Source organism: Stutzerimonas zhaodongensis (assembly GCF_003696365.1).
Lineage (GTDB): Bacteria > Pseudomonadota > Gammaproteobacteria > Pseudomonadales > Pseudomonadaceae > Stutzerimonas > Stutzerimonas zhaodongensis.
This window is the reverse complement of record NZ_RFFM01000005.1, coordinates 36824-58683: the sequence shown is the minus strand read 5'-3', so window position 1 is coordinate 58683 and position 21860 is coordinate 36824. Positions and strand designations below refer to the sequence as shown.

The following is a 21860-nucleotide window of genomic DNA, read 5'->3' as shown; positions in this document are numbered from 1 at the left end:
GGCATGGTTACTGGAGCTACTTCACTGAGCCTGGTCCGCGATGAGCTTTTCGCAACCATGGAGGAAGCCGAGCAAAGCCTCGAGCATTTCATCATCGACCGAAATAACGGCAGCCTGTTGCAGCAGGCCGTCGAAAACCTGAAACAGGTGCGCGGCACGTTGCGGCTCATCGAGTTGACGGGCGCTGAACTGCTCGCGCAGGAAATACTTCAACTGGCCACAGACATTCCTGTCGGGGCTGGGGAAGAGCGTGACAGCCAACTGGCGGCGCTGAGCAATGCGCTGTATGTACTAGGGCGATATCTGGAAAGCGTCGATGCCAGCCGCCAGGAAATGCCTGAACTGCTATTGCCACCTATCAATGCCTTACGGCTCGTCAGCGGTCAATCACCATTGCCCGAGAGTTTCTTCTTCAGCGTCAGGCTCGATCATTCGCGGCCGCCAATCACTGCTGCGGTACGTGAGCCGGCGGCCCGCGCGATCGAAGCGCGCCGGTTGCGCCAGATGTATCAGGTAGGCTTGCTCGGATTCATCCGGGAGGACAACGCTCAGGCAAGCCTCAAACTCATGGTCCGAGCACTCAGCAGGCTGGACATACTGTTTGCCAATACTGCGGGCGGTCGGCTGTGCTGGCTGGGCAGTGCCGCGCTCGAGGCTCAGTTGGACGGCCAGCTGTTGCCACGCCAGTCACGCAAGCAGCTATTTTCGAGATTGGATCGTGAGCTTCGGCAGCTATATAGCAACACTGCTTACGAGCCGCCCCGCGTGTTGCTCAAAGAACTGCTGTACCTAGTCGCGCTTGCTGAAAGCAATGGCCCTCTGGCCACGCAGGTTAGGGAAACCTTCTCGCTTGGTTCACTGCCCTTTACAGACCATCTTCTCGAAGACGAATCACAACGTCTGGCGGGCCCCGGACAGGCCGTCATGCGCTCGCTGTCCTCAGCTATTCGCGAAGAGCTCGCTAGCCTCAAGGATCTGCTTGATCTCATAGAGCGTCAGACGGCCCCAGCCGAGTCGTATGGGAATTTGCACAGTCTGCTCGGCAAGTTGGCGAAAACCTTGGGAATGGTAGGGCTGTCTTCGGCCTCCAGTAACCTGCAAGCACAGCTACCGGTGGTTTCTGGTTGGAGCATCGAGCAACTGCCGGACCCGCAGTCTCTACTGAAACTTGCAGATGCCGTTCTCTATGTCGAAAGCATGGTAGCAAGCCTCGAGCGAGGCGAGCGCCGTGACACCCGGCCCCAGGTTGTCCAGCCAGGCCATGAAGCCGAAGCGTTCGCTAACCATCAGCTTGCTGAAGCGTGCATCGTTGTGATCGGTGAGGCCACGGCAGGCCTCGCGCTCGCCAAGCGAGCGATAACAGCCTATCTGGAATCCAATGGAGAAAAGCTGCACTTGGCTAATGTCCCATTCAGCCTGATGGCAGTACGGGGTGGGCTGCGTTTCCTGGAGCAAGACCGGGCTGCGGAGCTGATAGGCGCATGTGCAGAGTTCATCCAGAAGCAGATGCTTGAAGGCGTGCAGATGCCTCCGGAACAGTTACTGGAAACGCTCGCCGATGCGTTGACCAGCTTGGAATACTACCTGGACGGAGGCGCGATACTACGGCGCGACGACTCCAGAACCAGCGTGCTCGATATCGCGACCGAGAGCGTCCGAGCCTTGGGTCTTCCGGTGGCCGCCTGATGAGTTTGCGCTGGCAGCCAGCACTGCTTGATCCCGCCGGCGAGGGCGGTTGGGCGGTTGTACATTGCCAGCAGGGCTTCCTGTTTGACGCTAATGGTGTGCTCTTTCCACGAGCATGGCTGAAGCGTCTCGAACTACCTCTTTTAAGCGAACAGGGCTTGGGTTACTTCGATGGCGACGAGGTGTTCCTGCTTGAGTTGGCGCACCCGGTTGAAGTGCCCGGTGCGGCGTGGCAGGGGTTGCGTCAGTTCATGATGCAAGATGAGGATTCCGACAGGTTTAGAATGCTCGGTTTCGCCGCGCAAATCGGCACCTGGGCCAGCCACCATCGTTTCTGTGGCAGCTGCGGCCATCGGATGCGTCAGCATCCTACGGAGCGTGCGATGCAGTGCGAAAGCTGTGGCATTCATCATTACCCTCGTATATCCCCAAGCATGATCGTTCTGGTTACCCGAGGCGACGAGCTGCTGCTGGCCAGATCGCCGCGGTTCGCGCCCGGTGTTTACAGCACGTTGGCGGGATTCGTCGAACCTGGGGAATCGGTCGAGCAATGCGTTCGCCGGGAGGTGAGCGAGGAGGTTGGTGTTTCGATCCGCGAGCCCCGCTATATCTGCAGCCAGGGTTGGCCATTTCCCCATTCACTGATGCTTGGTTTCCACGCTGAATATGCTTCGGGGGAAATCGTCATGCAGCCCGAGGAGATCGAAGACGCCGGTTGGTTTTCCATTCACGATCTGCCTGGTTTACCCGCCCCCAAATCGATCGCGCGTTACCTGATCGAGCTCTATCTGGCCAAGCGACTAGGTCGTGCCGAACCAGTGCTGCCAGGCTAGTCTCAAGCTAAGCACCAATACCACAGATATGAATATCGGTCGGATGAACTTCGAACCGCCCTGTATCGCTGTCCGCGCGCCCAGGTATGCGCCGGCCATCAAAGCAAGCCCCATTCCGATACCCAGTACCCATGCAACCTGCCCGCTGATGATGAACACCGTAAGCGCCATTGCGTTACTGACGAAGTTCATGCTGCGGGCAACGCCGCTGGCTCTCAGCAGATCCAGGGGATAGAGCAACATGTTGCTTACCGTCCAGAACGCCCCTGTCCCGGGTCCGGCCACGCCGTCGTAGAAGCCTAACGCCAGTCCTTGTGGCCATTGCCGACGCTTGGCGATGATCGCACCTTCGTCTCTCGGGGTGGTGGGCATTCGGCTGAACAAGAGGTATAGCCCGCACGCGAAAACGATCAATGGCAACATCTGATTCAGCCATTGTGCAGGGATCCAATGCGCCAGCCCCGCGCCCAAACCTGCCCCTATGGCTGTCGCCAAGAGGGCGAACCGCCACTGTCTCGGATCGAACAGTTTGCGGCGATAGAAGGTGAGACTTGCCGTGGCAGAACCAAAGGTCGCGCAAAGTTTATTGGTGCCCAGAACCAGGTGAGGTGGCAAGCCAGCCGTGAGTAAAGCAGGCAGTGTCAGCAAGCCACCGCCGCCAGCAATGGCATCGATAAAGCCCGCCAGGAAGGCAACTAGCATCAGCACGACCAGGACCAGCGGGTCTGCGGCGACTTCGAACATCGGCATACAGCATACTCAGATCAGGGAGAGGGCAGCGGTGCATGATGCCGTTGGCGCAGATATAAGCCAATCTAAGCGGTGCAAGTTGCATTAATCGACGCTCGCCTCGTATTGCGAATGCAGAATGTCGACTCGTCTCCAGTGTTCTGCACTTCGTCTGGCTGCTCTAGGATGAGCTATCGATAATGGCCCCACGAATCAGTCGGGAAGGTAATCGATGCAATATCTGGGGCTTGGGGTGGTTGTCGCGATACTTGCGCTGATCGCTGTGCTGACGTCGGTGCGTTTGCTGGCCGGAGGACACTGGCTGCTTGGTTGGCTGCGCGGCACTTTCGGAATGCTGGTCATGGCGTTGGCGGCCCTTGTCGGTTTGGTCGCGTGGGACCTCACCACCTACCAGCCTCTCAATATCGGCACGCCGCTGGTTTCACTGTCATTCAAGTCCGATGGGCAGCAGCGCTATCAGGTGAAGATTGAAGAGGGCCAGAAGGTACGCTTCGTCACCCTGGAAGGCGATCTCTGGCAGCTCGACGTGCGGGCAGTTCATTGGAAGGGAATCGCATCCCTCATAGGGCTGGAGCCCGGCTACCGATTGGAGAAACTTTCCGGTCGTTATCTCGCGGTAGAGCAACAGGATCATCTGCGGCATCCCCACGTGAAGCTGGCGCATAGCCGAGCTGGAGTGGACTTCTGGTCATGGTTGCAGCGTTGCCAGTGCGCGCCGCTGTTGATCGAGGCACAGCCCCGGCGGGTCAGCTTTCTCCCAATAGCTGATGGCGCCGAATACAGAATCGAAATGGCCCCAACAGGCCTGTTGGCAAAACCGGCAAACGCGGCAGCCGAGCGGGCTTTGAACGACTGGTAAGCGGCACGCTAAAACAAAAAGGGAACCCAAGAGTTCCCTTTTTTGCTCATGGCTTATCAGGCCAAATAACCGCCGTCCACGTTAAGTGACAAGCCGGTGGTGTAGCTAGAAGCATCGCTGGCCAGATAAAGCACCGCACCCGCCATTTCGCTTGGGTCGGCAACCCGGTGCAGCGGGATGTAGCGCAGTGCTTCTTCACGAATGGCATCATTTTTTACCAATGCCGACGCGAACTTGGTGTCGGTCAGGCCTGGGAGTAGGGCGTTGCATCGAATACCCTGAGCAGCGCACTCCTTCGCAAATGCTTTAGTCATGTTGATGACTGCTGCTTTGGTGACTGAATAGATGCCTTGGAAATTACCGGGCGTTACGCCATTGATGGACGCAACGTTGATGATGCTACCGCCGCCGTGTTCACGCATCAGCTTGCCCGCCTCAACCGACATGAAGAAGTAGCCGCGGATATTCACGTCGACAGTCTTTTGAAACGCCGAGGCGTCAGTGTCCAGAATATGGCAGAACTGGGGGTTTGTTGCGGCGTTGTTGACCAGGATATCCAGTCGACCGAATTGCTCACGAATCTGCGTGAAGACTGCCTGGATTTGTTCCAGCTCACCGATATGACAGGCCACGGCAGTCGCTTTTCCACCCGCCGCGATAATCGAATCTGCCACAGCCTGACAGCCATCTATTTTGCGGCTGGAAACAATTACGTGTGCGCCCTGCTGGGCAAGAAGCTTGGCGATCGCTTCGCCGATACCACGGCTGGCTCCTGATACGAAGGCGATTTTGCCGTCCAGATCGAAGAGGTTGGTTTTACTCATGGGGTGGTTCCTTTTGGAGAGCTGTCTTACAGCTTCGAATTGTTGATGACTTGTAGGCTTGCTTGCTCGAGGAGGGCGTTCATCTGTACAAATTTCGAGAAACGTTTGTCCTGAGTCTGCCCATGGAAATAGCGGTAGTAGATTTGCTGGACGATCCCCGCCAGGCGAAACAGGCCGTAGGTGTAGTAGTAATCGAAGTTCTCGATTCGTATTCCCGCTTTTTCTGCGTAATAGTCGACGAACTGCTGGCGCGTCAGCATGCCTGGAGCATTGCTGGGCTGTCTGCGGATCATTTGCATCGGAGCGGGATCCGTTGCTTCTATCCAGTAGGCGAGGGTATTGCCGAGATCCATTAAAGGGTCGCCGATTGTTGTCATTTCCCAGTCAAGAACGCCGATGATTTCCATCGGATTTTCCGGGCTGAGGATGACGTTATCGAAGCGGTAGTCATTGTGAACGATACCGGGCTTGTGGTGATCTGCCGGCATCTTGTCTCGCAACCATGTTTTGACAGGTTCCCAGCTCGGGGCGTCGGATGTCATGGCGCGCTCGTAGCGGTCAATCCAGCCGCCAATCTGGCGCTGCACGTAACCCTCCGGCTTGCCTAAGTCAGCCAGACCGCAGGCGTTGTAATCAACGTTGTGCAGCTCTACGAACTTGTCGATGAAGCTCTTGCACAGGGATGTGGTTTGCTCGGTGCTAAAGCCAAGTTCGGTAGGCATATCTTCGCGAAGGATGATGCCCCTGACGCGCTCCATTACATAGAACTCAGCGCCAATAAGCGTTTCGTCAGTGCAGTATGCATAGGCCTTGGGACAATACGGAAAGCCTGCGTTGAGCTGGTTGAGAATCCGATATTCGCGGCCCATGTCATGCGCGGACTTGGCTTTGTGTCCGAACGGCGGGCGACGAAGCACGAATTCCTGATCCGGATATTCCAATAAGTAAGTCAGGTTGGATGCGCCGCCTGGAAACTGCGAAATCTTCGGGGTCCCGGTGAGCGCAGGTATATGGGACTTCAAATACCCGTCGACGACTTCTACAGGCAGTTCTTCACCGGATCGTACGTCGCTGGTCTGATCTGTTAGCGCCATGCTTTTCCCTTCTTGTAATTCGGTGCTTCGTTGAGCAAGTCGCCGCAGCCAGCACATAACGGCGCTCACGAGCCATATATCGCTGATAAATCTAATCCGACGTTGGCGCCTCACCAAGGGATGTCGCCCGTTATTGGTCGGGGTGTTGAGCAGTGATCAAGCTGCTTGATGCATGAAAATCATCAAAAAGGCGTATAAAAAAACCGAAGTCGCAGGACTTCGGTTTTTTTTGGCACGCTACGTAAATCAGGCTGGGAACAATTCGCTCAGCTTGAGAGCGAGCATCATGTCGCCTTCAGCGCGCAGCTTGCCTGCCATGAACGCCTGCATACCGTCAGTCTCTCCGCTAATGACGCCCTGCATGGTTTCGCTGTCCATGATAAGCGTGACATTGGCGTCTGCAGACTCGCCTTTGTGGAAGTCGCAGGTGCCGTCTTTCACTACCAAGTAATAGTTTTCGGCATCGGTGATATTGAACTGGAAAACCAGATCCAGGCCAGCTGCAGCGCTGGGGTTGAATTTGGCCTTCATGCCCTGGATGGTTTCGTCGACATTGCTCATCGGTTTGTCCCTGTGTTTGTTGTCGTGGAATAACGTGCAGCTTTGAGCCGCGTTAGGCTGGAGCCTATCGATAAGTGACGAGCTCCGGATTTTTCAGCAGTTCGAGATGGGTGTGACTGTTGAATGAAGCCAATGTCACCTCCCGATCACGAAACTTCAGACGGCTGAGGGAAGTGTTGACGATCTGCCAGTTCAGCTCGAACGCGTTAACCGCCGGCACGCCGACGACTAGCTGCAGCAGGGCCGTAATGGTCCCGCCTGAAGTGAACACAGCGATGTGATCCTTTTTTTCTGCTTGATCAAGCAGCCGACTCATCCCTGCGTGCACGCGATCAAGGAAGCTTTGCCAGCTTTCCAGACCTTGCTTTTCATGCTCGCCCGATACCCATCGTTGTATGACATATCTGAACAGTCGCTGAAATTCTGCTCGGTGGCTGGCTGCATTGCGAAATACGTGCATGGCGCCAGGCTCCACAGCCAGCAGATCATCCATGTGGGCTCGGATCACCTCATCGGCATGAAATTCATTGAAAGCCGGATCAATCTCCAGCGACGGTCGCTGGCCTGCGTACGTCGAAGCCATTCGTTCGAGTGTTGTACGAGCGGTGTCTTGCTGGCGGCTCAACTCCCCGCTGATGCAGCGGTCGAAACGAATGCCCAGCTGATCAAGATGATCGCCCAGAGCTGCAGCCTGCTGAAAACCGAGCGGCGACAGAACGTCGTAATTTTCAGCGCCAAATGAGGCCTGACCGTGTCTGATCAGGTAGATACTGCCCATGTTCTGCTCCGGACCTCAGTTTTCGCGAGGGTAGGTGGATCATATTGGAGTGTCAACGATAAATCATACGTTCGTTTGAATTGCCGCCGCTGGCTCACACAGCAGTGCAGTCGGTATGCTTGCTCGAACAGCCATTGCGCACTTCTGCTGGCATCGTAGTTACCCGAGGGGGATCTGTGGAATTTCTTGCCGACTATGCAAGCTTTTTGGCGAAGACCGTTACGCTGGTAGCAGCCATCTTGGTCGTGCTTATTGGGATCGCCTCACTGCGTCGTGGACGAGGCAAGCAAGGGGGCGGTCATCTGGAAGTCCACAAGCTGAACGACTTTTATAAATCGATGCGTGAGCGCCTTGAGCAATCGCTGATCGATAAGGATCAGCTAAAGACCCAGCGAAAGCTGGAGGCCAAGGCAGCCAAGCTAGCCAAGAAAAATCCAGAGAATCGATCGCGCGTGTTCGTGCTGGACTTTGACGGTGACATCAAAGCCTCTGCAGTCGAAAACCTGCGCCATGAAATTACTGCACTGCTTACACTGGCAACACCGCAGGATGAGGTAGTGCTGCGTCTGGAAAGCGGTGGCGGAATGGTTCACGGATACGGGCTCGCCGCGTCACAGCTGGTCCGCATTCGAGATGCCGGTGTGCCGCTAACGGTATGCGTCGATAAGGTGGCGGCCAGTGGTGGCTACATGATGGCCTGTATTGGCCAAAAGATACTCAGCGCGCCGTTTGCCATACTCGGGTCCATTGGCGTTGTAGCGCAGTTGCCGAATGTACACAGGTTGCTGAAAAAGCATGACGTCGATGTCGAGGTCCTGACTGCCGGTGAATACAAGCGGACACTGACGATATTCGGAGAGAACACCGAGAAGGGACGTGAGAAATTCCAGGACGACCTGGAAACTACCCATGAGCTTTTCAAGAATTTTGTGGCGCGCTATCGCCAGCAACTATCCATTGATGACGTCGCCACGGGCGAGGTTTGGCTGGGCATTTCTGCGCTTGGAAAGCAGCTTGTGGATGAGTTGATGACCAGCGACGAGTACCTGGCGTCCCGGGCCAGTGAAGCCGATCTCTATCAGCTGCATTTTGCTGAGAAGAAAAGCCTTCCCGAACGATTTGGCATTGCTGCAAGTGCAGCGCTCGAGAGCGGTGTCCTGAAAGGCTGGACGCGGCTGAACGAACAACGATTCTGGCAATAAGAGGATTGATGATGACTAGCTTCAAGGCACTGCAAACCAGCGAAAGCGGCGAAGGTCGTTTCGAGACGAGCGTCATCGAGCGAGATATCAACGATCTGCCGTCTGGAGAGGTGCTGATTCGCGTCAGCTATTCATCGCTCAATTACAAGGACGCCTTGTCGGCAAGTGGCAATCGTGGCGTGACCCGTAGCTTTCCACATACGCCGGGCATCGACGCCGCTGGAACCGTTGCGGAATCCAGCGTTGCGGAGTTCACTAAAGGGGACGAAGTCATCGTCACTGGCTACGACCTCGGTATGAACACCGCAGGTGGGTTTGGTCAGTACATCCGTGTGCCTGCCGCGTGGGTAATCAAGCGTCCGGCGGGGTTGTCATTGCGCGAATCGATGGCGCTTGGCACGGCAGGGCTTACCGCAGCGCTTTGCATCGACAAGCTCGAGCAAGCAGGGCTGGAGCCCGGCGATGGCCAGGTACTCGTCACCGGTGCAACGGGTGGAGTCGGTAGCATTGCAGTCGCCTTGTTGTCTCGCCTCGGCTATAACGTGGCGGCCGTTACCGGTAAAGCTGACCAATCCGAGTTTCTGACTCAACTCGGCGCGAAGCAAATAGTTGAGCGCAGCGCACTTCAGGCTGGCACCGAGAAACCGATGCTTAAAGAGCAATGGGCAGGCGCAGTTGATACCGTAGGCGGGGATATCCTTTTCAATGTAGTGAAATCATTGCAACGCGGGGCAAGTGTTTCGTGCTGCGGATTGACAGCCGGCACCGCCTTTCAGGGCAGTGTTCTTCCCTTCATTCTGCGTGGGGTGAACCTGCTGGGTGTGGATTCAGTGGAAATACCTTTGGTAGTCAAGGCATCAATGTGGGACAAGCTCTCAGTTCAATGGAAGCTGCCTAATCTCGACGAGTTGGTCCAGGAAATATGCCTCGACGACCTGCCTATTGCCATCGAGCGCATTCTCGCGGGGCAACAGACGGGACGATTAGTGGTTCGCGTCGATTAGCCCACACTCATATGCCAAATTCCTGCTGCTATGGGAAACATAGTCAAAAGCGATTTCATAGCTGTGATTGATTGAGCGAAGCTAACAGCACTCCAACATCGCAGGAACAGTCATGAAAGCTTTGGCAGACAAGATAAAGGAAGCCCTCGGCAAGAAGCATGAAGTCGAGGCTGTCGAAATGGACCATCCAAATTTCTGGATGTATCGCTGAAAAGAGAAACCCGCCGAAAGGCGGGTTTTTTTACGCTTTGCTTCAACCCTGTCGACGTCTGAACAGCGGTAACGCTTCGTCTGCCGCCGACTGATAGGTAACAGTGAAATCGTTCAGGCCCTGCAGTGCGTCATAAGGGTCCCGATCCGCTCGCACGGCGAACGCATCAAAGCCGCAACGGCGCATGTAGAACAGCTGATCACGTAACACATCGCCGATCGCTCGGATCTCGCCCTTATACCCGTAGCGATCGCGCAGGAGCCGTGCGCTGGAGTAATGGCGGCCGTCTGTGAATGCCGGGAAGTTTAAGGCAATGACTTTGAAATGCTCAAGGTCATCGGCGATCTCTTCAACGGCTTCGTCAGAGTCCAGCCAGATGCCCAGTCCGCCATCGCGAGCCTTCAAGGCATGCGCGTGGTCGATCCACAACTGGAAAGGAACGATCAGATCGTCGCAATTGGAAAGGCCGTCAAGAGTAACGTCTTTGGGTAGCAGGTGCCAGGTCTCGTCGATGACTTGGCCGTCCTTAATGATTCGCTGCATAGACGCGCTCCTTGAAAGGGTCGATGCCGATTCGGCGGAAGGTGTCGAGGAACTGTTCCTCTTCTGTGCGTTGCTCCACATAGACGCCTATGACCTTCTCGATCACGTCGGGCATGACATCCTGCGCGAAGGAAGGGCCGAGTATCTGGCCCAGGCTTGCATTGCGCCCGGAGCTGCCGCCCAGCGATACCTGGTAGAACTCGGCGCCTTTCTTGTCCACGCCGAGAATGCCGATGTGGCCCACATGGTGATGACCACAAGCATTCATGCACCCTGAGATGTTCAGGTCGATATCACCAATGTCGAACAGGTAGTCCATATCGTCGAAGCGGCGCTGAATGGCTTCGGCGATCGGGATCGACTTGGCGTTTGCAAGCGAACAGAAATCGCCGCCTGGGCAGCAGATGATGTCTGTCAGCAGACCGATGTTCGGTGTGGCAACACCGAGGTCGCGCAGCTCGTTCCAAAGCTCGAACAGACGCGATTGCTCGACGTCGGCAAGGATCATATTCTGCTCGTGCGAATTACGCACTTCGCCGAAGCTAAACCGATCCGCAAGGTCTGCAATGGTATCGAGTTGCTTGTCGGTCACATCGCCTGGGGCCACGCCTGTGCTTTTTAGCGATAGGGTGACTGCGGCATAACCAGGCTTCTTGTGAGCAACTACGTTGCGCTGTCGCCAGCGGGCGAAACCAGGATGGTCGGCGTCCAGCTGAGCAAGCGCCGCGTCCTGATCTTCCAGATTCTTGTAGTCCGGATCGACAAAGAACTTACTGACACGCTCTACTTCAGTCTCGGTCAAGGTGTTGGGGCCGTCTTTGAGATAGGACCACTCGGCCTCAACTCGCTCGGCGAAGACCTCTGGCGTAAGGGCCTTGACCAGGATCTTGATACGCGCCTTGAACTTGTTGTCCCGGCGGCCGTAGCGGTTGTACACACGCAAAATGGCGTCGAGGTAAGTCAACAGTTGCTGCCACGGCAGAAACTCATTGATGAAGCTGCCTACGATCGGCGTCCGCCCGAGGCCACCACCAACAGATACACGGAAGCCCAACTCGCCCGCATCATTTCTGACAGCCTCAAGGCCGATGTCATGAACTTCGATGGCGGCGCGGTCGCTGACGGCGCCGTTCACAGCGATCTTGAACTTGCGCGGCAGGAAGGCGAACTCTGGATGGAATGTTGACCATTGGCGAATGATCTCGCACCACGGCCGTGGGTCAACGAGCTCATCCTTGGCTACGCCGGCGAACTGATCTGTAGTGGTATTGCGAATGCAGTTACCGCTGGTCTGAATGGCGTGCATCTGTACGGTGGCCAACTCGGCGAGAATGTCCGGAACATCCTCGAGCTCTGGCCAATTGAGCTGTACGTTGGTACGGGTGCTGATATGGGCGTAGCCCTTGTCGTACTTGCGAGTGATGTCAGCCAGTTTGCGAATCTGTGTTGACGACATTAGCCCGTAAGGTACTGCAATGCGCAGCATTGGCGCATAGCGCTGGATATACAGACCGTTCTGCAGGCGAAGGGGCAGCAGTTCTGCGTCAGTCAGTTCGCCGGCGAGGTAGCGGCGTATCTGGTCACGGAACTGACGCACGCGATCCTCGATGATGTGTTGGTCATACTGGTCGTATACGTACATGAAATGTCCTGTTTTCAGGCTGTTTACAGCTTTTTGCGCGCACGGCCGCGCACCCGTTTAGGGAGGCCGGCAAGATACCAGCAAGCGTTTATGCGTAAAAGTGATGTTTGGGAATATGTTTAGAACGAAACTGCCGCTTTTAGGCATTTAAGCGGCCCAGCTTGAGCCTATTGCAGCTGTGGTCTTAACTGCTAGAACGGTGAAGTACGCCGGCCCATAACAGCGGAGACAGCCATGTCCGAACAGTCCAATCACCGCGGAAGTGACAGCCGCGCAGACGCCACCGCGATTTTCTTGATCATCATGTTAGTGGTAGCCACGGCGGTTTTTTGGGTCAGTCATCAATAGCGATGTCCCTGGAGCGGCTCAGAGACCGACCAGGTAGAGCACCAGCTTGACGACACCAAGAATCACCAAGACGAAGACGACCGTAAAGCCGAGGCCAAGCAAAATGAAATGGCTGGGTTTCCCGTGACTGAAATCGCGCTCTCTGTTCTTGCCACTCTGAACGCCCAAAGCGCCGGCTAGCACGCTCTGTAGCATTTGCCTCAGCGTGAGTGACTTGGGTTGCTGCTCGTCTTCCATGTCAGTCTCCACCAGATAGGGTTGGGGTGAAGTCTAGACGGCATTCGGGACGTGGTTCATTCCGTGGCGATAACCGTGCCTTACCTGGTGCGTAATAAGTAGCCGACGCTGTCGGGTGCCGAAACTACCAACTGACATGAGCTAGTAGTAACGGTCTTCAGGCACAGTCAGGTTTCGTGCAATCCAGCTGGCCGCACGTTGACTTTGATTAATGATCAAGAGCCGATGTCAGCGTCCTCCCTTGAACCAGTCCCAGATCCCGAGAGAAAAATTCGGTAGCAGGTTGATCCCTAGCGCCGATTTGATCAGGTACAGCGCCAGCAGACCAACCAGAACGCAGAAGAACAGGAATAGCGTAATGGCTGCAGCCTTTGCGGCCAGCGAGATATTGCGTTGCGATCGAGAAAGGTTGCGCTTGTTGCGCCCACCCACCAGCACGAAATAGTACTGATTGCTCCACAAGCCGAAGGTGCCGCGCCAGTCCAGCTGGTGACGACCCCAAGACCGTGTAGCAAATGCGCTGCGCAGGCCTTGCAGCTGCTTTTCGCTGAAGCTCTCGCGCAGATCTTCAGGTAGCCGCTGCTTCAAGCCGATGATGAACGGGTCCCGCTCCAATGCAACGTCGCCAGCAGCAGGGTAGGGTGCGCTAGAATGGGTATCGCTGGTTTCAGATAAAGGCATAGTGTCAGGAAGCCGTCAGAACAGGTGGAAGACAGCACCTGTATGCAACTAGCTGGCCGGATCGCCCAGTCGCCCGGTTATTTGTTCGAATTGTCGTCTGAGCGCAAGGAAATCGGGACGTGCTGATGGACTCTCACTCAGGCACTGATCCTTCAGGCTCGCTGCAGGCGACATGCGTGGGTCGGTACCCGATTGTTCGCAGCGTTGCAGCAGCTCTTCGAGCAGGCAACCGAACGCGCGCGTCTCGATACGCTGGAGCGCTATTCCCTGAGTAGTTGCTGGGTCAAAGAACGAGGCTGCACCGAAATCGCTGAGCAGTGCATGGCCTCGCAGATTTACCAACAGGTTATGGGCGTACAGGTCGCCATGAAGAATGCCGCGACCGTGCAAGTGCGCGACAACAGCGGCCACGTCACTTGCTATATGCAACGCTTCATCGACGCTGAAGCTGCGGTCCTCTGCGTAGCAGTCGCGCGTGCAGCTGGCGAGCGATGGAGGACCAGCCAGGGTTTGATATGCGGGATCGATCAGCGCCAGGAGCAGCCCCTGCGGTGTTTCAGCAACTTCGGCCAAGGGCCCGGCGACTGGAATCAAATTTGGGTGTGCTCCAGCCGCGATGCAGGCTGCCATCTCGCTGTGTGGCAGCCCGTCACTGGTCAGGTTGCCTTTGAAAAGCTTGGCCGCCATGGCTCGGCTTGTACCGCCAGGCTGATGCCAGTCTGCACGATGAATTACGCCGGATGCGCCTTGTCCCAAAGTCTCGCCCAGTCTGATCTGAGCGCGGTCCACGGGAGGCAAGGGATGCTGAGCTAGGATTTCGGCCTCCATTGCGTCGCTGAAGGGATTACCAGCGAAGGCCAGCCAGCTCAGCCTGGGCATCTCAAGTAGCCAGTCAGGCAGGGACGGCAGCTGGTTGGCGGAAATCCTCAATAATTCGAGTCGACTGCAATTGGCGAGTGTTTCGGGCAGCGCATGCAAATTGTTACCCGCAAGCATCAACTTCTGCATGCGTGTGCATTGGCCGATTTCCGCCGGAAGTGCTTCAAGCTCGTTGTCAGTGAGGATCAGCCATCGCAGCAAAGGCGGTAACGCCTCGGGAGCAAGCGTACGTATCCGATTGGCCTTGAAGCCAACCATCTCCAGACGGGCGCAACGGCCAAGCACGGCGGGTACCTCGGTGAATGCATTGTCCGAGCAGAACAGGATACGCAGCCGGTGCAGACGCGGAAGGTCGTCCGGCAAGCTGGTCAGCTGATTGCCTGAGAGGTTTAGCACTTCAAGGGTGTCGGCCAGCTCGAAGATCTCGCGCGGGAAGTACTCCAGTTGCTCAGACAGGTCGAGGCGGGTGGCGCCAGCCAGTTCGCCGCGTTTCAGTTGTTGCAGTGTATGCATGCTGTACTCGCTTGGCCGTGTCGCAGGCTTCTGCCGCCGGCGCGGACTTAAGACGTTCCGCTTGATGGCGGTCGTCGGGATTGTGCGCTAGGACAGTCGGAGGTCAGGGTTGTTCAGCGCAGCGGCTTTGAGGTGGCACGGGAGCTGGATTCCGACGCTCGCGAATTACCCTCTCGGCACGGGCACGTAGCTGACCGCAACCGCCGTCGATATCCTGGCCTGCCGAGTTGCGTATCTTGGTCAACACCCCGTTTTCGTGCAGGTAACGCATGATCTGATGTATCCGCCCGGCTTCGGGGCGCTGAAATTCGTCATCGTCGAGGCTGTTGTAGGGGATGACATTCATGATCGCGAACTTGCCCCGCAGCAGCCGGATGATGCCATCCATCTCATCCTGGCTGTCGTTGATGCCCTTAAGCAGCGTCCATTGATACTGAATCGGATAGCCGACCTGCCGCGCGTAGCGCTCGCCCAGTTCCACCAATTCCGCCGGATCGAAGGCCGGTGCACGCGGCAATAGGGCGCGCCGCAGCCCGGCGTCCGTCGTGTGCAGCGACAATGCCAGCGCCGGCTTCACCAACTGGTGTGGCAAGCGCTCAAACACGCGTGGATCTCCAACTGTCGAGAACACCAGATTCTTGTGGCCAATGCCGCCATCGGTTCCCAGCAGGTCGATGGCCTCCAGCACGTTGTCCAGGTTGTGCGCAGGTTCGCCCATGCCCATGAACACGACCTTCTTGACCGGGCGAAAGCGCCTCGCCAACGCCACCTGAGCGACGATTTCAGCGCTACCGAGCTGGCGCAACAGGCCGCTTTTCCCGGTCATGCAGAATACACAGCCTACCGCGCAGCCGACTTGGCTCGATACGCAGAGACCGCCACGTGGCAGCAGAACGCTCTCAACCATCTGCCCGTCCGCAAGCTCGACGAGTAGCCTGGCCGAACCGTCAACTGCCGGATGCTCCGAACGCAGGCGGACCAGTCGGGCTATCGTGTCGCTGACGCTGGGGAGGCCGTTGCGCACCGACAACGGCAGAAAATCCTCGGTGCGCTGATGGCGGGTGCCGACATCCAGGGGCTGGCCTTGCAGCCAGGCACGGGTGACCCGGCCGATATGAACTGGCTTCGCGCCAAGACCGGCGAGCTGCTGATGAATTTCGTGAATACGCATAGGGCGCGCATTCTAGCCAAACGCCGGTTCGCGGTCTGTAGCAGCGAGGTCACTCGGAAAAACGGCGGCTACCGAGCACCAGACCCATCAACAGCACTGCCAGCAATGCGAACGCCAGGGTCAGCGATGCGAAGTGTGCAATGAGGCCTATCAAGGCCGGGCCGGCGAGCACGCCTGCAAATCCGATCGTGGTGGCGGCTGTGATTGCTTGATTTACGGGCATTTGCTGCTGCCGGCTGAGCGACGAAATCAGCACGGGCGAAACGTTCGCGCAGCCCATCCCGCACAGTCCGTATCCCAGCAGCGCCCAACCCCAGTGTGCGGTGATCAGGGTAAGCGCGATGCCCACCGCAGCGAGCAGCCCGCCATAGGCGATCGTCCGTGCAGTGCCCAACGCGTTGACCACCGGGCCGCCGGCAAAGCGTCCAACGGTCACCATCAACGCAAAGCTTGCGTAGCCAAGGCCGCCTTTGGCCGTTTCCAAAGCCTTCGTTTCGGTCAGGTAGAGGGCGCTCCAGTCCAGCACCGCCCCTTCGGCAAGGTAGACGATGAAACACAGGCCTCCTACCAGCAATACCGCTGCGCTCGGGCGTACGAACGCAACACCGCCAGCGGGCGCGCGATCGCGCAGGAAGCCGGATGAGACAGCCAGATTTGCCAGCACGATCAGCGCGACCATCAACAAAGTGCCCACAGCCGGCGGTAATCCAAGCGTGAGTGCCACTGTTAGCGCGAGTGCTCCGCATATCGACCCCAGGCTGAACATGCCGTGAAAGTTGGACATGTGTCGCTTCCCGGTATCGCGCTCGATCATCACGCCCTGGATGTTGAAGACGACATCGATCACGCCAAGGCTGCCGCCAAAGCAGAACAGCGCGAGCGCAAGAATCCACAGCGACTCGGTCAGCGCCATGCCAGTCAATGACAGAGCGAGCAAAGCCACGCTGAAAAGGATCACAGGACGAATCCCGCGACGGGCCACGAGCAGCCCGGACAGTGGCATCCAGGTCAGTGAACCGAGGCCGATGCACAGGAGCAGGGTGCCGAATACCGCGTCGCTCATCTCGATGCGAGCTCGCACGTAGGGAACCAGCGGCGCCCAGATGGCAAGGCCGAAGCCAGCCATGAAGAAGCCGACTCGGGCGGCACGTGTGGCAGCGGGGGATGCGGCATCGACAACCTGATTCGCCGCGATCATAAGCGGTTGGTCCTGTCAGAAAGTGAATTGCGTTGCTGGCGAGGTGAAATCGCGAGGTATTGTGCCAAACAAACGGCACGGAATGCCGACCACACAACCAGATCGCTGGGGCTGCTTGATGAGCAGCGAACGCCGTTTGTACCGGCCATGGTAATCTGCGCGCCTTACAGACAATGCGGCCCGGAGCGGTACATGAAGTTCATTCACCAGCGCGAACATCTCAACGAAGACGACTTCGTGATCATCGAGTGCTCGCAACCCTGCAACATTCGCTTGATGAACGACAAGAACTTTCGCAGCTTCCGCAACGGCGGCCGGCACGCCTACCACGGTGGTGCGTTCGATCAGTTCCCAGCAAAGATCAAGGTACCCGGCACCGGTTTCTGGAACATCACCATCGATACCATCACGCGGCGGGCCATCAGCGTGACGCGCAAGCCGACTCTGACCCACAAGATCAAGATCGTTCGCAATTCCCCTTCCGAGCTGAAGTGATTGTTAAAGCGTAGACGCGGCTTTGCAGCCGTCCGTCTGCGCCGGCTGCAATTTCCGCCGTACGCGCTTGTTCTACTGCCGGCTCCCATTTAGCTTCACGTAAAGATTCTTTTACTGGAGCAAAATATGCCCCCTTCGACTCAGGTCGATCATGTCGATCTGGTTCTCGCGCAGTGGCAAAGCGTAACGCCGGATCGTGACGTGTCCCCAATGGCGGTGTTCACACGCCTGTACCGTCTTTCGAAATACTTGAACCGAAGCGTCGCAACTGTGTTTCGTCGACACGGGTTGCATGACGGCGAGTTCGATCTGCTTGCCACGCTTTACCGCAGCGGCCAATCGGAAGGGCTTACGCCCAACGCGTTGCGCCGAGCCGCGGTACTCAGCTCCGGCGCCATGACCAATCGGTTGGACCGGCTGGAGTCGGCCGGCCTGATTCAGCGAGTCGCCAATCCGCAAGATCGACGCAGCCTTCTTATTCGACTCAGCGAGAAAGGGCAGACATTGCTGCTTGGTTGCCTTGACGAGTACCTGGCGGCATTGCATCAACTGCAAGCCCCACTTGGGCAAGACCAGCGCCTCGAACTTGCAGAAGCGTTGCGTACGCTGCTGGTGCCGCTCGAGGAGCAGGACGATGTCTGAGCCGAAACGTCGAACCACCCGCGCTCACTTGGGCATGTTGCTCTGGGCGCTCTTCGTCGGACTGTCGTTTCCGGCGGTGGGCCTGATGAGTGAGGGACTGCCGCCGCTGTTGCTTACGGCGATGCGGTTCACCATTGCGGCGTTGGCGCTCTCGCCGCTGCTGTTGCGGCATGCGGACTGCTGGCCGAGCCGTTTCGGACTTGTGCTCTACGCCTTGATGGGCCTGAGCCTGGCAGGATTTTTCGGCACCATGTTCTGGGCGGCGCATCGCGTAAGCGCACTGTCGATGGCCACTCTGTTCGTCAGCGTGCCGCTGCTGGCTTATTGCATTGGCCGGGGGATTGGTGTCGAGCAGCCAGCCGGGCGCTTGCTGGCGATTCTCGCCCTGGGTGCGATAGGTGCTCTGGGGTTGGCGTGGGCCGAGAATGGTGGCGATTTCAACGGGCTGCAGCTGGGGCTCGGCGAATTGGGATTCTTCTTCGGCTGTGTGGCATCCGCCCTTTACCCGGTGTTGAGTAAATGGGGATTGCAACGTGGCTGGCTTGCTCCACAGGCGGGATTACGGACGTTCTGGAGTCTGCTGATTGGGGCGGTCCTTATCGGCACGCTTGGTCTGGTCAGCGAGGATGCCGGTGCGCTCCTGGAAATGACGCTGTCAGACGTGGCTTTGGTCGCCTATCTCGGTGTTTTCTCCAGTGGCATGACCTTCTTCCTGCAGCAGCGGGCTACCGCGGTTCTGACGCCTGGTGCCGTCACGGCCTATAGCTACCTGGTGCCGTTTGTCTCGATGCTGCTGTTGTTCGCAACCCAGCCACAGCGGATGGGTTGGCACTGGCTGCCCGGTAGTGTGCTCGTGCTTCTGGCGATCGCCTTGCTATTGCGTCGCGGCAGCGCGGTTCGGTGACGCTCAGCCGTGGCAATACCATTGAAGGAACGACCGAGCTTTCGATCAGTCAACAGTCGCAGGGAGTAGACTGGCCTGGTGGCGCGCCGCTTGAGCAAGGTCGCCAGACCAGAACACTCGGCGGTCATCCTTGATGGGGTGAAGTTTTTTAATGGATCATCCGGGCGGCGGTTCCGCAAACAAGGTTTGATCGTTTTATGAGTGACGTAGGCAATCAGCAGGGCAAGAATCGCAACATTCAGTTTTTGCGTGGCCTCGCCATTACCATGATGCTAATAGCCCGCGAATGACCATCCCAACCGGGCACGAGCAGCGCGAGCCGGCGTGCCTACGTTGGATTGCCAGGCGGCCTGCTTGCGACGCTCCGATCCAGAGATCAAATCTCGCCGTTCACCGAGATTGCGCCTTGGCAGCGAAGACGGTGCCTGCCATCCAGCAGTAACCAGGTGTCTTCTTCGGTGAGATATTCAGCCTCCATCACCTCGTTATAGGTGAAGCGCCACACACGGCGTTCGCGCCCGTCGACGCCTTCGATGGTGACAACGGTTTCTGCGCTGGCGAACGGTAGTCCGGCCTCGGCTGCAGCATCTGCTTCATCGAGCAGCGCCTCGTTGAGCTCGAAGTGCCACGCGTGAAGCGCGTCGATCTCCAGCATGTCGGCGGCTTCCAGCTGATCCAGCAGGTAGGGTGTTTCGATTTGCATTGGCGATTTGTCCATTGGCGATGCGACCGGCTTAACCGGTCGGTTGGCTGCGTCGCCATTTAACCCTGTGATACGGATGCGAGCCAGCAGCGCTAACTCATGTTCTGGCGGACGGCGGTCGACAAATGGTAGTAAAGGACAGGCAGGCTGCGGCCGTTATACAGATTGCATACAGAAACGCATCGCAATCCCAGCCAATTGCAACAGGTTCGCTTCCGGCAGTGAGACTGGCCTGGGCCAAGGTTGCTGCGACCACAGGTAATCCGCCGTGACCTTGCTGCTGCGCTTCCCAGAGAAATGTAGTTCGGAGTTGATGCTGTCCATGACATCGTACGAGCAAGAGCGGCTGTCCGCCCTTAAGCAGCTGAATCTCCTGGATACCCCCCCCAGCGAAAGCTTCGATCGGATTACGCGAATGGCCAGTCAGTTGTTCGACTTGCCCATCGCAGCGGTATCGCTTACTGACAGCGACCGTCAATGGTTCAAGTCACGCGTTGGTGTGGCACATACAGAAATTCCAAGGTTCAAGGCGTGCTGTGGTGAAGTAGCAGACACCTCCGGAATGATCGTTATCAATGACCTGCTGGCCTCCCCACATTACAGCGACAGTACCCTTGCACATTCTGGTATCCGCTTTTACGCGGGTGCTCCGCTGGTCACCCGCGATGGCTATACGCTTGGTGCCATGTGCGTGCTGGGTACCGAACCTCGCGCCATTACCGACAGCGAGCGTTCAGCTCTCCGTGACCTGGCTTCCATGGTCATGGGGCAAATCGAGATGCAGCATGCCTACGGGCGTGTAGATCCGCTGACCGGCCTTGGCAATCGAAGCCAGTTTCTTGAAGATCTTGATGATCGCGGCCGAGATACGCCAGGGAGGCCGGTATTCGCGTTTTTCACAGACCTGGTGGACATGTCGCAGATGATTTCCATCCAGCGAGTGATGGGGCCTGCATTTCTCGACAAGCTGGTCAGGTCCGCCGCTTCTCACCTTCAGCGATCATTGCCTGACGGCGTGCGGCTCTACAGTGTAAGCCCATGCCAATTCGTGCATGTCATCGAAGCAACTGACGAGAACGAAGCGGTTCGTCTCGCAGCAGCCTGGCGCGCCGTACTTGCCTCACTCGCGCCGGATGATTCAGCATCCATGATGATGCGGCCGGCCATTGGCGTTGCACCTTTCCGTCTGGGGGAGCGGCTCGCCGAGGATGCATTGCGAATCGCCCACTCTGCCTGCCAGGATGCTCGTCATGACGAGACGGGGGTTGGGCTCTATTCAAGCGAGATCGATGCGCTTCATCAGCGACGCTTCCTCTTGCTCGCAGACTTTCGCACGGCGCTGACCCAGGCCGGACAGCTGCGGCTCGACTATCAGCCTCGTGTCGATATGAAAACCGGGTCGTGTGTAGGGGCGGAGGCGCTGATTCGCTGGGAGCATCCGCTGCTGGGCAATATCTCACCGGTGGAATTTATCCCGCTGGTCGAACAGACAAGGCTGGCTAGGCCGCTCACATCCTGGGTCATCGCGACTGCAGTGAGTCAGGCTGCGCATTGGCAAGCCATGGGATTGACACTCTGCATCTCGATCAACGTAACGGCCTTGAATCTTGAGGAAACGGATTTCGCAGACACGCTGATTGCCGCATTGGCTGAATGCAATTTGCCCGCGTCAGCTATCGAGCTGGAACTGACCGAAAGTGCTTTGATCAGCAATAGCCCGGCCGCATCCAGCCAGCTGGCTGCTCTGCAGGCGGCCGGCATCAGTATTGCTATCGACGACTTCGGTACCGGTTACAGCAGCTTGTCTTACCTGCAGAAAATATCCGCACAGGTGGTGAAGATCGATCGCTCGTTCATCACTTCTCTGGGCCAGCGCAGGCGCAGTCAGACCCTGGTCAAGTCGATGGTGAACATGGCCCACGACCTGGGTTATAGCGTGGTGGCCGAGGGTATCGAAGAAACCGAAGTCTATGATCTGCTGAAAACACTCGGCTGCGACGAGGCGCAGGGCTATCTGCTATCGAAGCCCCTGAGAGTAGACGACTTCGAACGCTGGCTTGCAGAGCACTAGGCACGCCGCTTCAGGCCGATGCACCTCGAAC

General features: G+C 57.4%; 22 protein-coding genes. 9 read left to right on the top strand and 13 right to left on the bottom strand.

The window, feature by feature from the left end; all coding sequences use genetic code 11:
* Positions 1 to 3: 3 nt before the first annotated feature.
* Entirely contained in the window at positions 4 to 1686 is a 1683-nt protein-coding gene (locus EA797_RS17405) for a FimL-related protein (protein WP_122167510.1), read from the top strand.
* Entirely contained in the window at positions 1686 to 2519 is an 834-nt protein-coding gene (gene nudC / locus EA797_RS17400) for an NAD(+) diphosphatase (RefSeq protein WP_122167508.1), read from the top strand. The genes EA797_RS17405 and nudC overlap by 1 nt, the downstream gene beginning before the upstream one ends.
* Here nudC and EA797_RS17395 read toward each other — a convergent pair.
* Positions 2487 to 3269, bottom strand: coding sequence for a TSUP family transporter (locus EA797_RS17395; RefSeq protein ID WP_122167506.1), 783 nt, complete (start codon positions 3267 to 3269; stop codon positions 2487 to 2489). The genes nudC and EA797_RS17395 overlap by 33 nt on opposite strands.
* Before the next feature lie 211 nt (positions 3270 to 3480).
* Between EA797_RS17395 and EA797_RS17390 the strand changes: the two genes are divergently transcribed.
* A complete protein-coding gene (locus tag EA797_RS17390) occupies positions 3481 to 4128 on the top strand; it encodes a hypothetical protein (RefSeq protein WP_122167504.1) in 648 nt (215 codons plus the stop codon).
* Positions 4129 to 4184: 56 nt separating this feature from the next.
* On the opposite strand, the gene EA797_RS17385 is transcribed toward EA797_RS17390, so the two are convergent.
* The 4 genes from EA797_RS17385 to EA797_RS17370 all read right to left on the bottom strand — a co-directional run bounded on the left by EA797_RS17385 (position 4185) and on the right by EA797_RS17370 (position 7385).
* The gene (locus EA797_RS17385; RefSeq protein WP_122167502.1) at positions 4185 to 4952 is read right to left on the bottom strand and encodes an SDR family oxidoreductase; all 768 of its coding nucleotides are present in this window, start codon (positions 4950 to 4952) and stop codon (positions 4185 to 4187) included.
* 26 nt (positions 4953 to 4978) lie between these two features.
* Entirely contained in the window at positions 4979 to 6046 is a 1068-nt protein-coding gene (locus EA797_RS17380) for a phosphotransferase family protein (RefSeq protein ID WP_122167500.1), read from the bottom strand.
* A 246-nt stretch (positions 6047 to 6292) separates the two neighbouring features.
* Complete coding sequence (locus EA797_RS17375) at positions 6293 to 6607, bottom strand: SCP2 sterol-binding domain-containing protein (RefSeq protein ID WP_045427587.1); 315 nt, start codon at positions 6605 to 6607, stop codon at positions 6293 to 6295.
* 64 nt (positions 6608 to 6671) lie between these two features.
* Complete coding sequence (locus EA797_RS17370) at positions 6672 to 7385, bottom strand: histidine phosphatase family protein (RefSeq protein ID WP_122167498.1); 714 nt, start codon at positions 7383 to 7385, stop codon at positions 6672 to 6674.
* 176 nt (positions 7386 to 7561) lie between these two features.
* On the opposite strand from EA797_RS17370, the gene sohB reads away from it, so the two are divergent.
* Positions 7562 to 8587: a protease SohB gene (sohB, locus tag EA797_RS17365; RefSeq protein WP_122167496.1), complete on the top strand. Its 1026-nt coding sequence runs from the start codon at positions 7562 to 7564 to the stop codon at positions 8585 to 8587.
* Between the two features lie 11 nt (positions 8588 to 8598).
* Complete coding sequence (locus tag EA797_RS17360) at positions 8599 to 9591, top strand: YhdH/YhfP family quinone oxidoreductase (RefSeq protein ID WP_122167732.1); 993 nt, start codon at positions 8599 to 8601, stop codon at positions 9589 to 9591.
* A gap of 253 nt (positions 9592 to 9844) precedes the next feature.
* On the opposite strand, the gene EA797_RS17355 is transcribed toward EA797_RS17360, so the two are convergent.
* From EA797_RS17355 to EA797_RS17325, 7 genes are all read right to left on the bottom strand, one after another.
* Entirely contained in the window at positions 9845 to 10345 is a 501-nt protein-coding gene (locus EA797_RS17355) for a DUF934 domain-containing protein (protein WP_122167494.1), read from the bottom strand.
* Entirely contained in the window at positions 10329 to 11987 is a 1659-nt protein-coding gene (locus tag EA797_RS17350) for a nitrite/sulfite reductase (protein WP_122167492.1), read from the bottom strand. The genes EA797_RS17355 and EA797_RS17350 overlap by 17 nt, the downstream gene beginning before the upstream one ends.
* Before the next feature lie 366 nt (positions 11988 to 12353).
* Complete coding sequence (locus EA797_RS17345) at positions 12354 to 12572, bottom strand: DUF2970 domain-containing protein (protein WP_122167490.1); 219 nt, start codon at positions 12570 to 12572, stop codon at positions 12354 to 12356.
* A gap of 228 nt (positions 12573 to 12800) precedes the next feature.
* Positions 12801 to 13253: a 3-phosphoshikimate 1-carboxyvinyltransferase gene (locus EA797_RS17340; RefSeq protein ID WP_122167488.1), complete on the bottom strand. Its 453-nt coding sequence runs from the start codon at positions 13251 to 13253 to the stop codon at positions 12801 to 12803.
* A 48-nt stretch (positions 13254 to 13301) separates the two neighbouring features.
* Positions 13302 to 14645: a leucine-rich repeat-containing protein kinase family protein gene (locus EA797_RS17335; RefSeq protein WP_122167487.1), complete on the bottom strand. Its 1344-nt coding sequence runs from the start codon at positions 14643 to 14645 to the stop codon at positions 13302 to 13304.
* A 103-nt stretch (positions 14646 to 14748) separates the two neighbouring features.
* On the bottom strand, positions 14749 to 15816 hold the full coding sequence (locus tag EA797_RS17330) for an RNA methyltransferase (protein ID WP_122167485.1): 1068 nt from the start codon (positions 15814 to 15816) through the stop codon (positions 14749 to 14751).
* A gap of 49 nt (positions 15817 to 15865) precedes the next feature.
* Complete coding sequence (locus tag EA797_RS17325) at positions 15866 to 17014, bottom strand: MFS transporter (RefSeq protein ID WP_122167483.1); 1149 nt, start codon at positions 17012 to 17014, stop codon at positions 15866 to 15868.
* A 192-nt stretch (positions 17015 to 17206) separates the two neighbouring features.
* Here EA797_RS17325 and EA797_RS17320 point away from each other — a divergent pair, with 192 nt between their 5' ends.
* From EA797_RS17320 to EA797_RS17310, 3 genes are all read left to right on the top strand, one after another.
* Complete coding sequence (locus EA797_RS17320; RefSeq protein ID WP_122167481.1) at positions 17207 to 17509, top strand: DUF1883 domain-containing protein; 303 nt, start codon at positions 17207 to 17209, stop codon at positions 17507 to 17509.
* A gap of 126 nt (positions 17510 to 17635) precedes the next feature.
* Complete coding sequence (locus EA797_RS17315) at positions 17636 to 18151, top strand: MarR family winged helix-turn-helix transcriptional regulator (RefSeq protein ID WP_122167479.1); 516 nt, start codon at positions 17636 to 17638, stop codon at positions 18149 to 18151.
* Positions 18144 to 19055, top strand: a complete 912-nt coding sequence (locus EA797_RS17310; protein ID WP_122167477.1) for a DMT family transporter — start codon at positions 18144 to 18146, stop codon at positions 19053 to 19055. The genes EA797_RS17315 and EA797_RS17310 overlap by 8 nt, the downstream gene beginning before the upstream one ends.
* Positions 19056 to 19431: 376 nt before the next feature.
* Here EA797_RS17310 and EA797_RS17305 read toward each other — a convergent pair whose 3' ends face one another.
* Complete coding sequence (locus tag EA797_RS17305) at positions 19432 to 19758, bottom strand: DUF5629 family protein (RefSeq protein ID WP_122167476.1); 327 nt, start codon at positions 19756 to 19758, stop codon at positions 19432 to 19434.
* 322 nt (positions 19759 to 20080) lie between these two features.
* Here EA797_RS17305 and EA797_RS17300 point away from each other — a divergent pair, with 322 nt between their 5' ends.
* Positions 20081 to 21829, top strand: coding sequence for a sensor domain-containing phosphodiesterase (locus EA797_RS17300; protein ID WP_122167730.1), 1749 nt, complete (start codon positions 20081 to 20083; stop codon positions 21827 to 21829).
* Positions 21830 to 21860 lie beyond the last annotated feature (31 nt).

Excerpts from the sequence above, each read along its gene's own strand:
- EA797_RS17405 (WP_122167510.1), top strand. The coding sequence starts at position 4 with ATGGTTACTGGAGCTACTTCACTGAGCCTGGTCCGCGATGAGCTTTTC.
- nudC (WP_122167508.1), top strand. The coding sequence starts at position 1,686 with ATGAGTTTGCGCTGGCAGCCAGCACTGCTTGATCCCGCCGGCGAGGGC.
- EA797_RS17395 (WP_122167506.1), bottom strand. The coding sequence starts at position 3,269 with ATGCCGATGTTCGAAGTCGCCGCAGACCCGCTGGTCCTGGTCGTGCTG.
- EA797_RS17390 (WP_122167504.1), top strand. The coding sequence starts at position 3,481 with ATGCAATATCTGGGGCTTGGGGTGGTTGTCGCGATACTTGCGCTGATC.
- EA797_RS17385 (WP_122167502.1), bottom strand. The coding sequence starts at position 4,952 with ATGAGTAAAACCAACCTCTTCGATCTGGACGGCAAAATCGCCTTCGTA.
- EA797_RS17380 (WP_122167500.1), bottom strand. The coding sequence starts at position 6,046 with ATGGCGCTAACAGATCAGACCAGCGACGTACGATCCGGTGAAGAACTG.
- EA797_RS17375 (WP_045427587.1), bottom strand. The coding sequence starts at position 6,607 with ATGAGCAATGTCGACGAAACCATCCAGGGCATGAAGGCCAAATTCAAC.
- EA797_RS17370 (WP_122167498.1), bottom strand. The coding sequence starts at position 7,385 with ATGGGCAGTATCTACCTGATCAGACACGGTCAGGCCTCATTTGGCGCT.
- EA797_RS17360 (WP_122167732.1), top strand. The coding sequence starts at position 8,599 with ATGACTAGCTTCAAGGCACTGCAAACCAGCGAAAGCGGCGAAGGTCGT.
- EA797_RS17355 (WP_122167494.1), bottom strand. The coding sequence starts at position 10,345 with ATGCAGCGAATCATTAAGGACGGCCAAGTCATCGACGAGACCTGGCAC.
- EA797_RS17350 (WP_122167492.1), bottom strand. The coding sequence starts at position 11,987 with ATGTACGTATACGACCAGTATGACCAACACATCATCGAGGATCGCGTG.
- EA797_RS17345 (WP_122167490.1), bottom strand. The coding sequence starts at position 12,572 with ATGGAAGACGAGCAGCAACCCAAGTCACTCACGCTGAGGCAAATGCTA.
- EA797_RS17340 (WP_122167488.1), bottom strand. The coding sequence starts at position 13,253 with ATGCCTTTATCTGAAACCAGCGATACCCATTCTAGCGCACCCTACCCT.
- EA797_RS17335 (WP_122167487.1), bottom strand. The coding sequence starts at position 14,645 with ATGCATACACTGCAACAACTGAAACGCGGCGAACTGGCTGGCGCCACC.
- EA797_RS17330 (WP_122167485.1), bottom strand. The coding sequence starts at position 15,816 with ATGCGTATTCACGAAATTCATCAGCAGCTCGCCGGTCTTGGCGCGAAG.
- EA797_RS17325 (WP_122167483.1), bottom strand. The coding sequence starts at position 17,014 with ATGATCGCGGCGAATCAGGTTGTCGATGCCGCATCCCCCGCTGCCACA.
- EA797_RS17320 (WP_122167481.1), top strand. The coding sequence starts at position 17,207 with ATGAAGTTCATTCACCAGCGCGAACATCTCAACGAAGACGACTTCGTG.
- EA797_RS17315 (WP_122167479.1), top strand. The coding sequence starts at position 17,636 with ATGCCCCCTTCGACTCAGGTCGATCATGTCGATCTGGTTCTCGCGCAG.
- EA797_RS17310 (WP_122167477.1), top strand. The coding sequence starts at position 18,144 with ATGTCTGAGCCGAAACGTCGAACCACCCGCGCTCACTTGGGCATGTTG.
- EA797_RS17305 (WP_122167476.1), bottom strand. The coding sequence starts at position 19,758 with ATGCAAATCGAAACACCCTACCTGCTGGATCAGCTGGAAGCCGCCGAC.
- EA797_RS17300 (WP_122167730.1), top strand. The coding sequence starts at position 20,081 with ATGACATCGTACGAGCAAGAGCGGCTGTCCGCCCTTAAGCAGCTGAAT.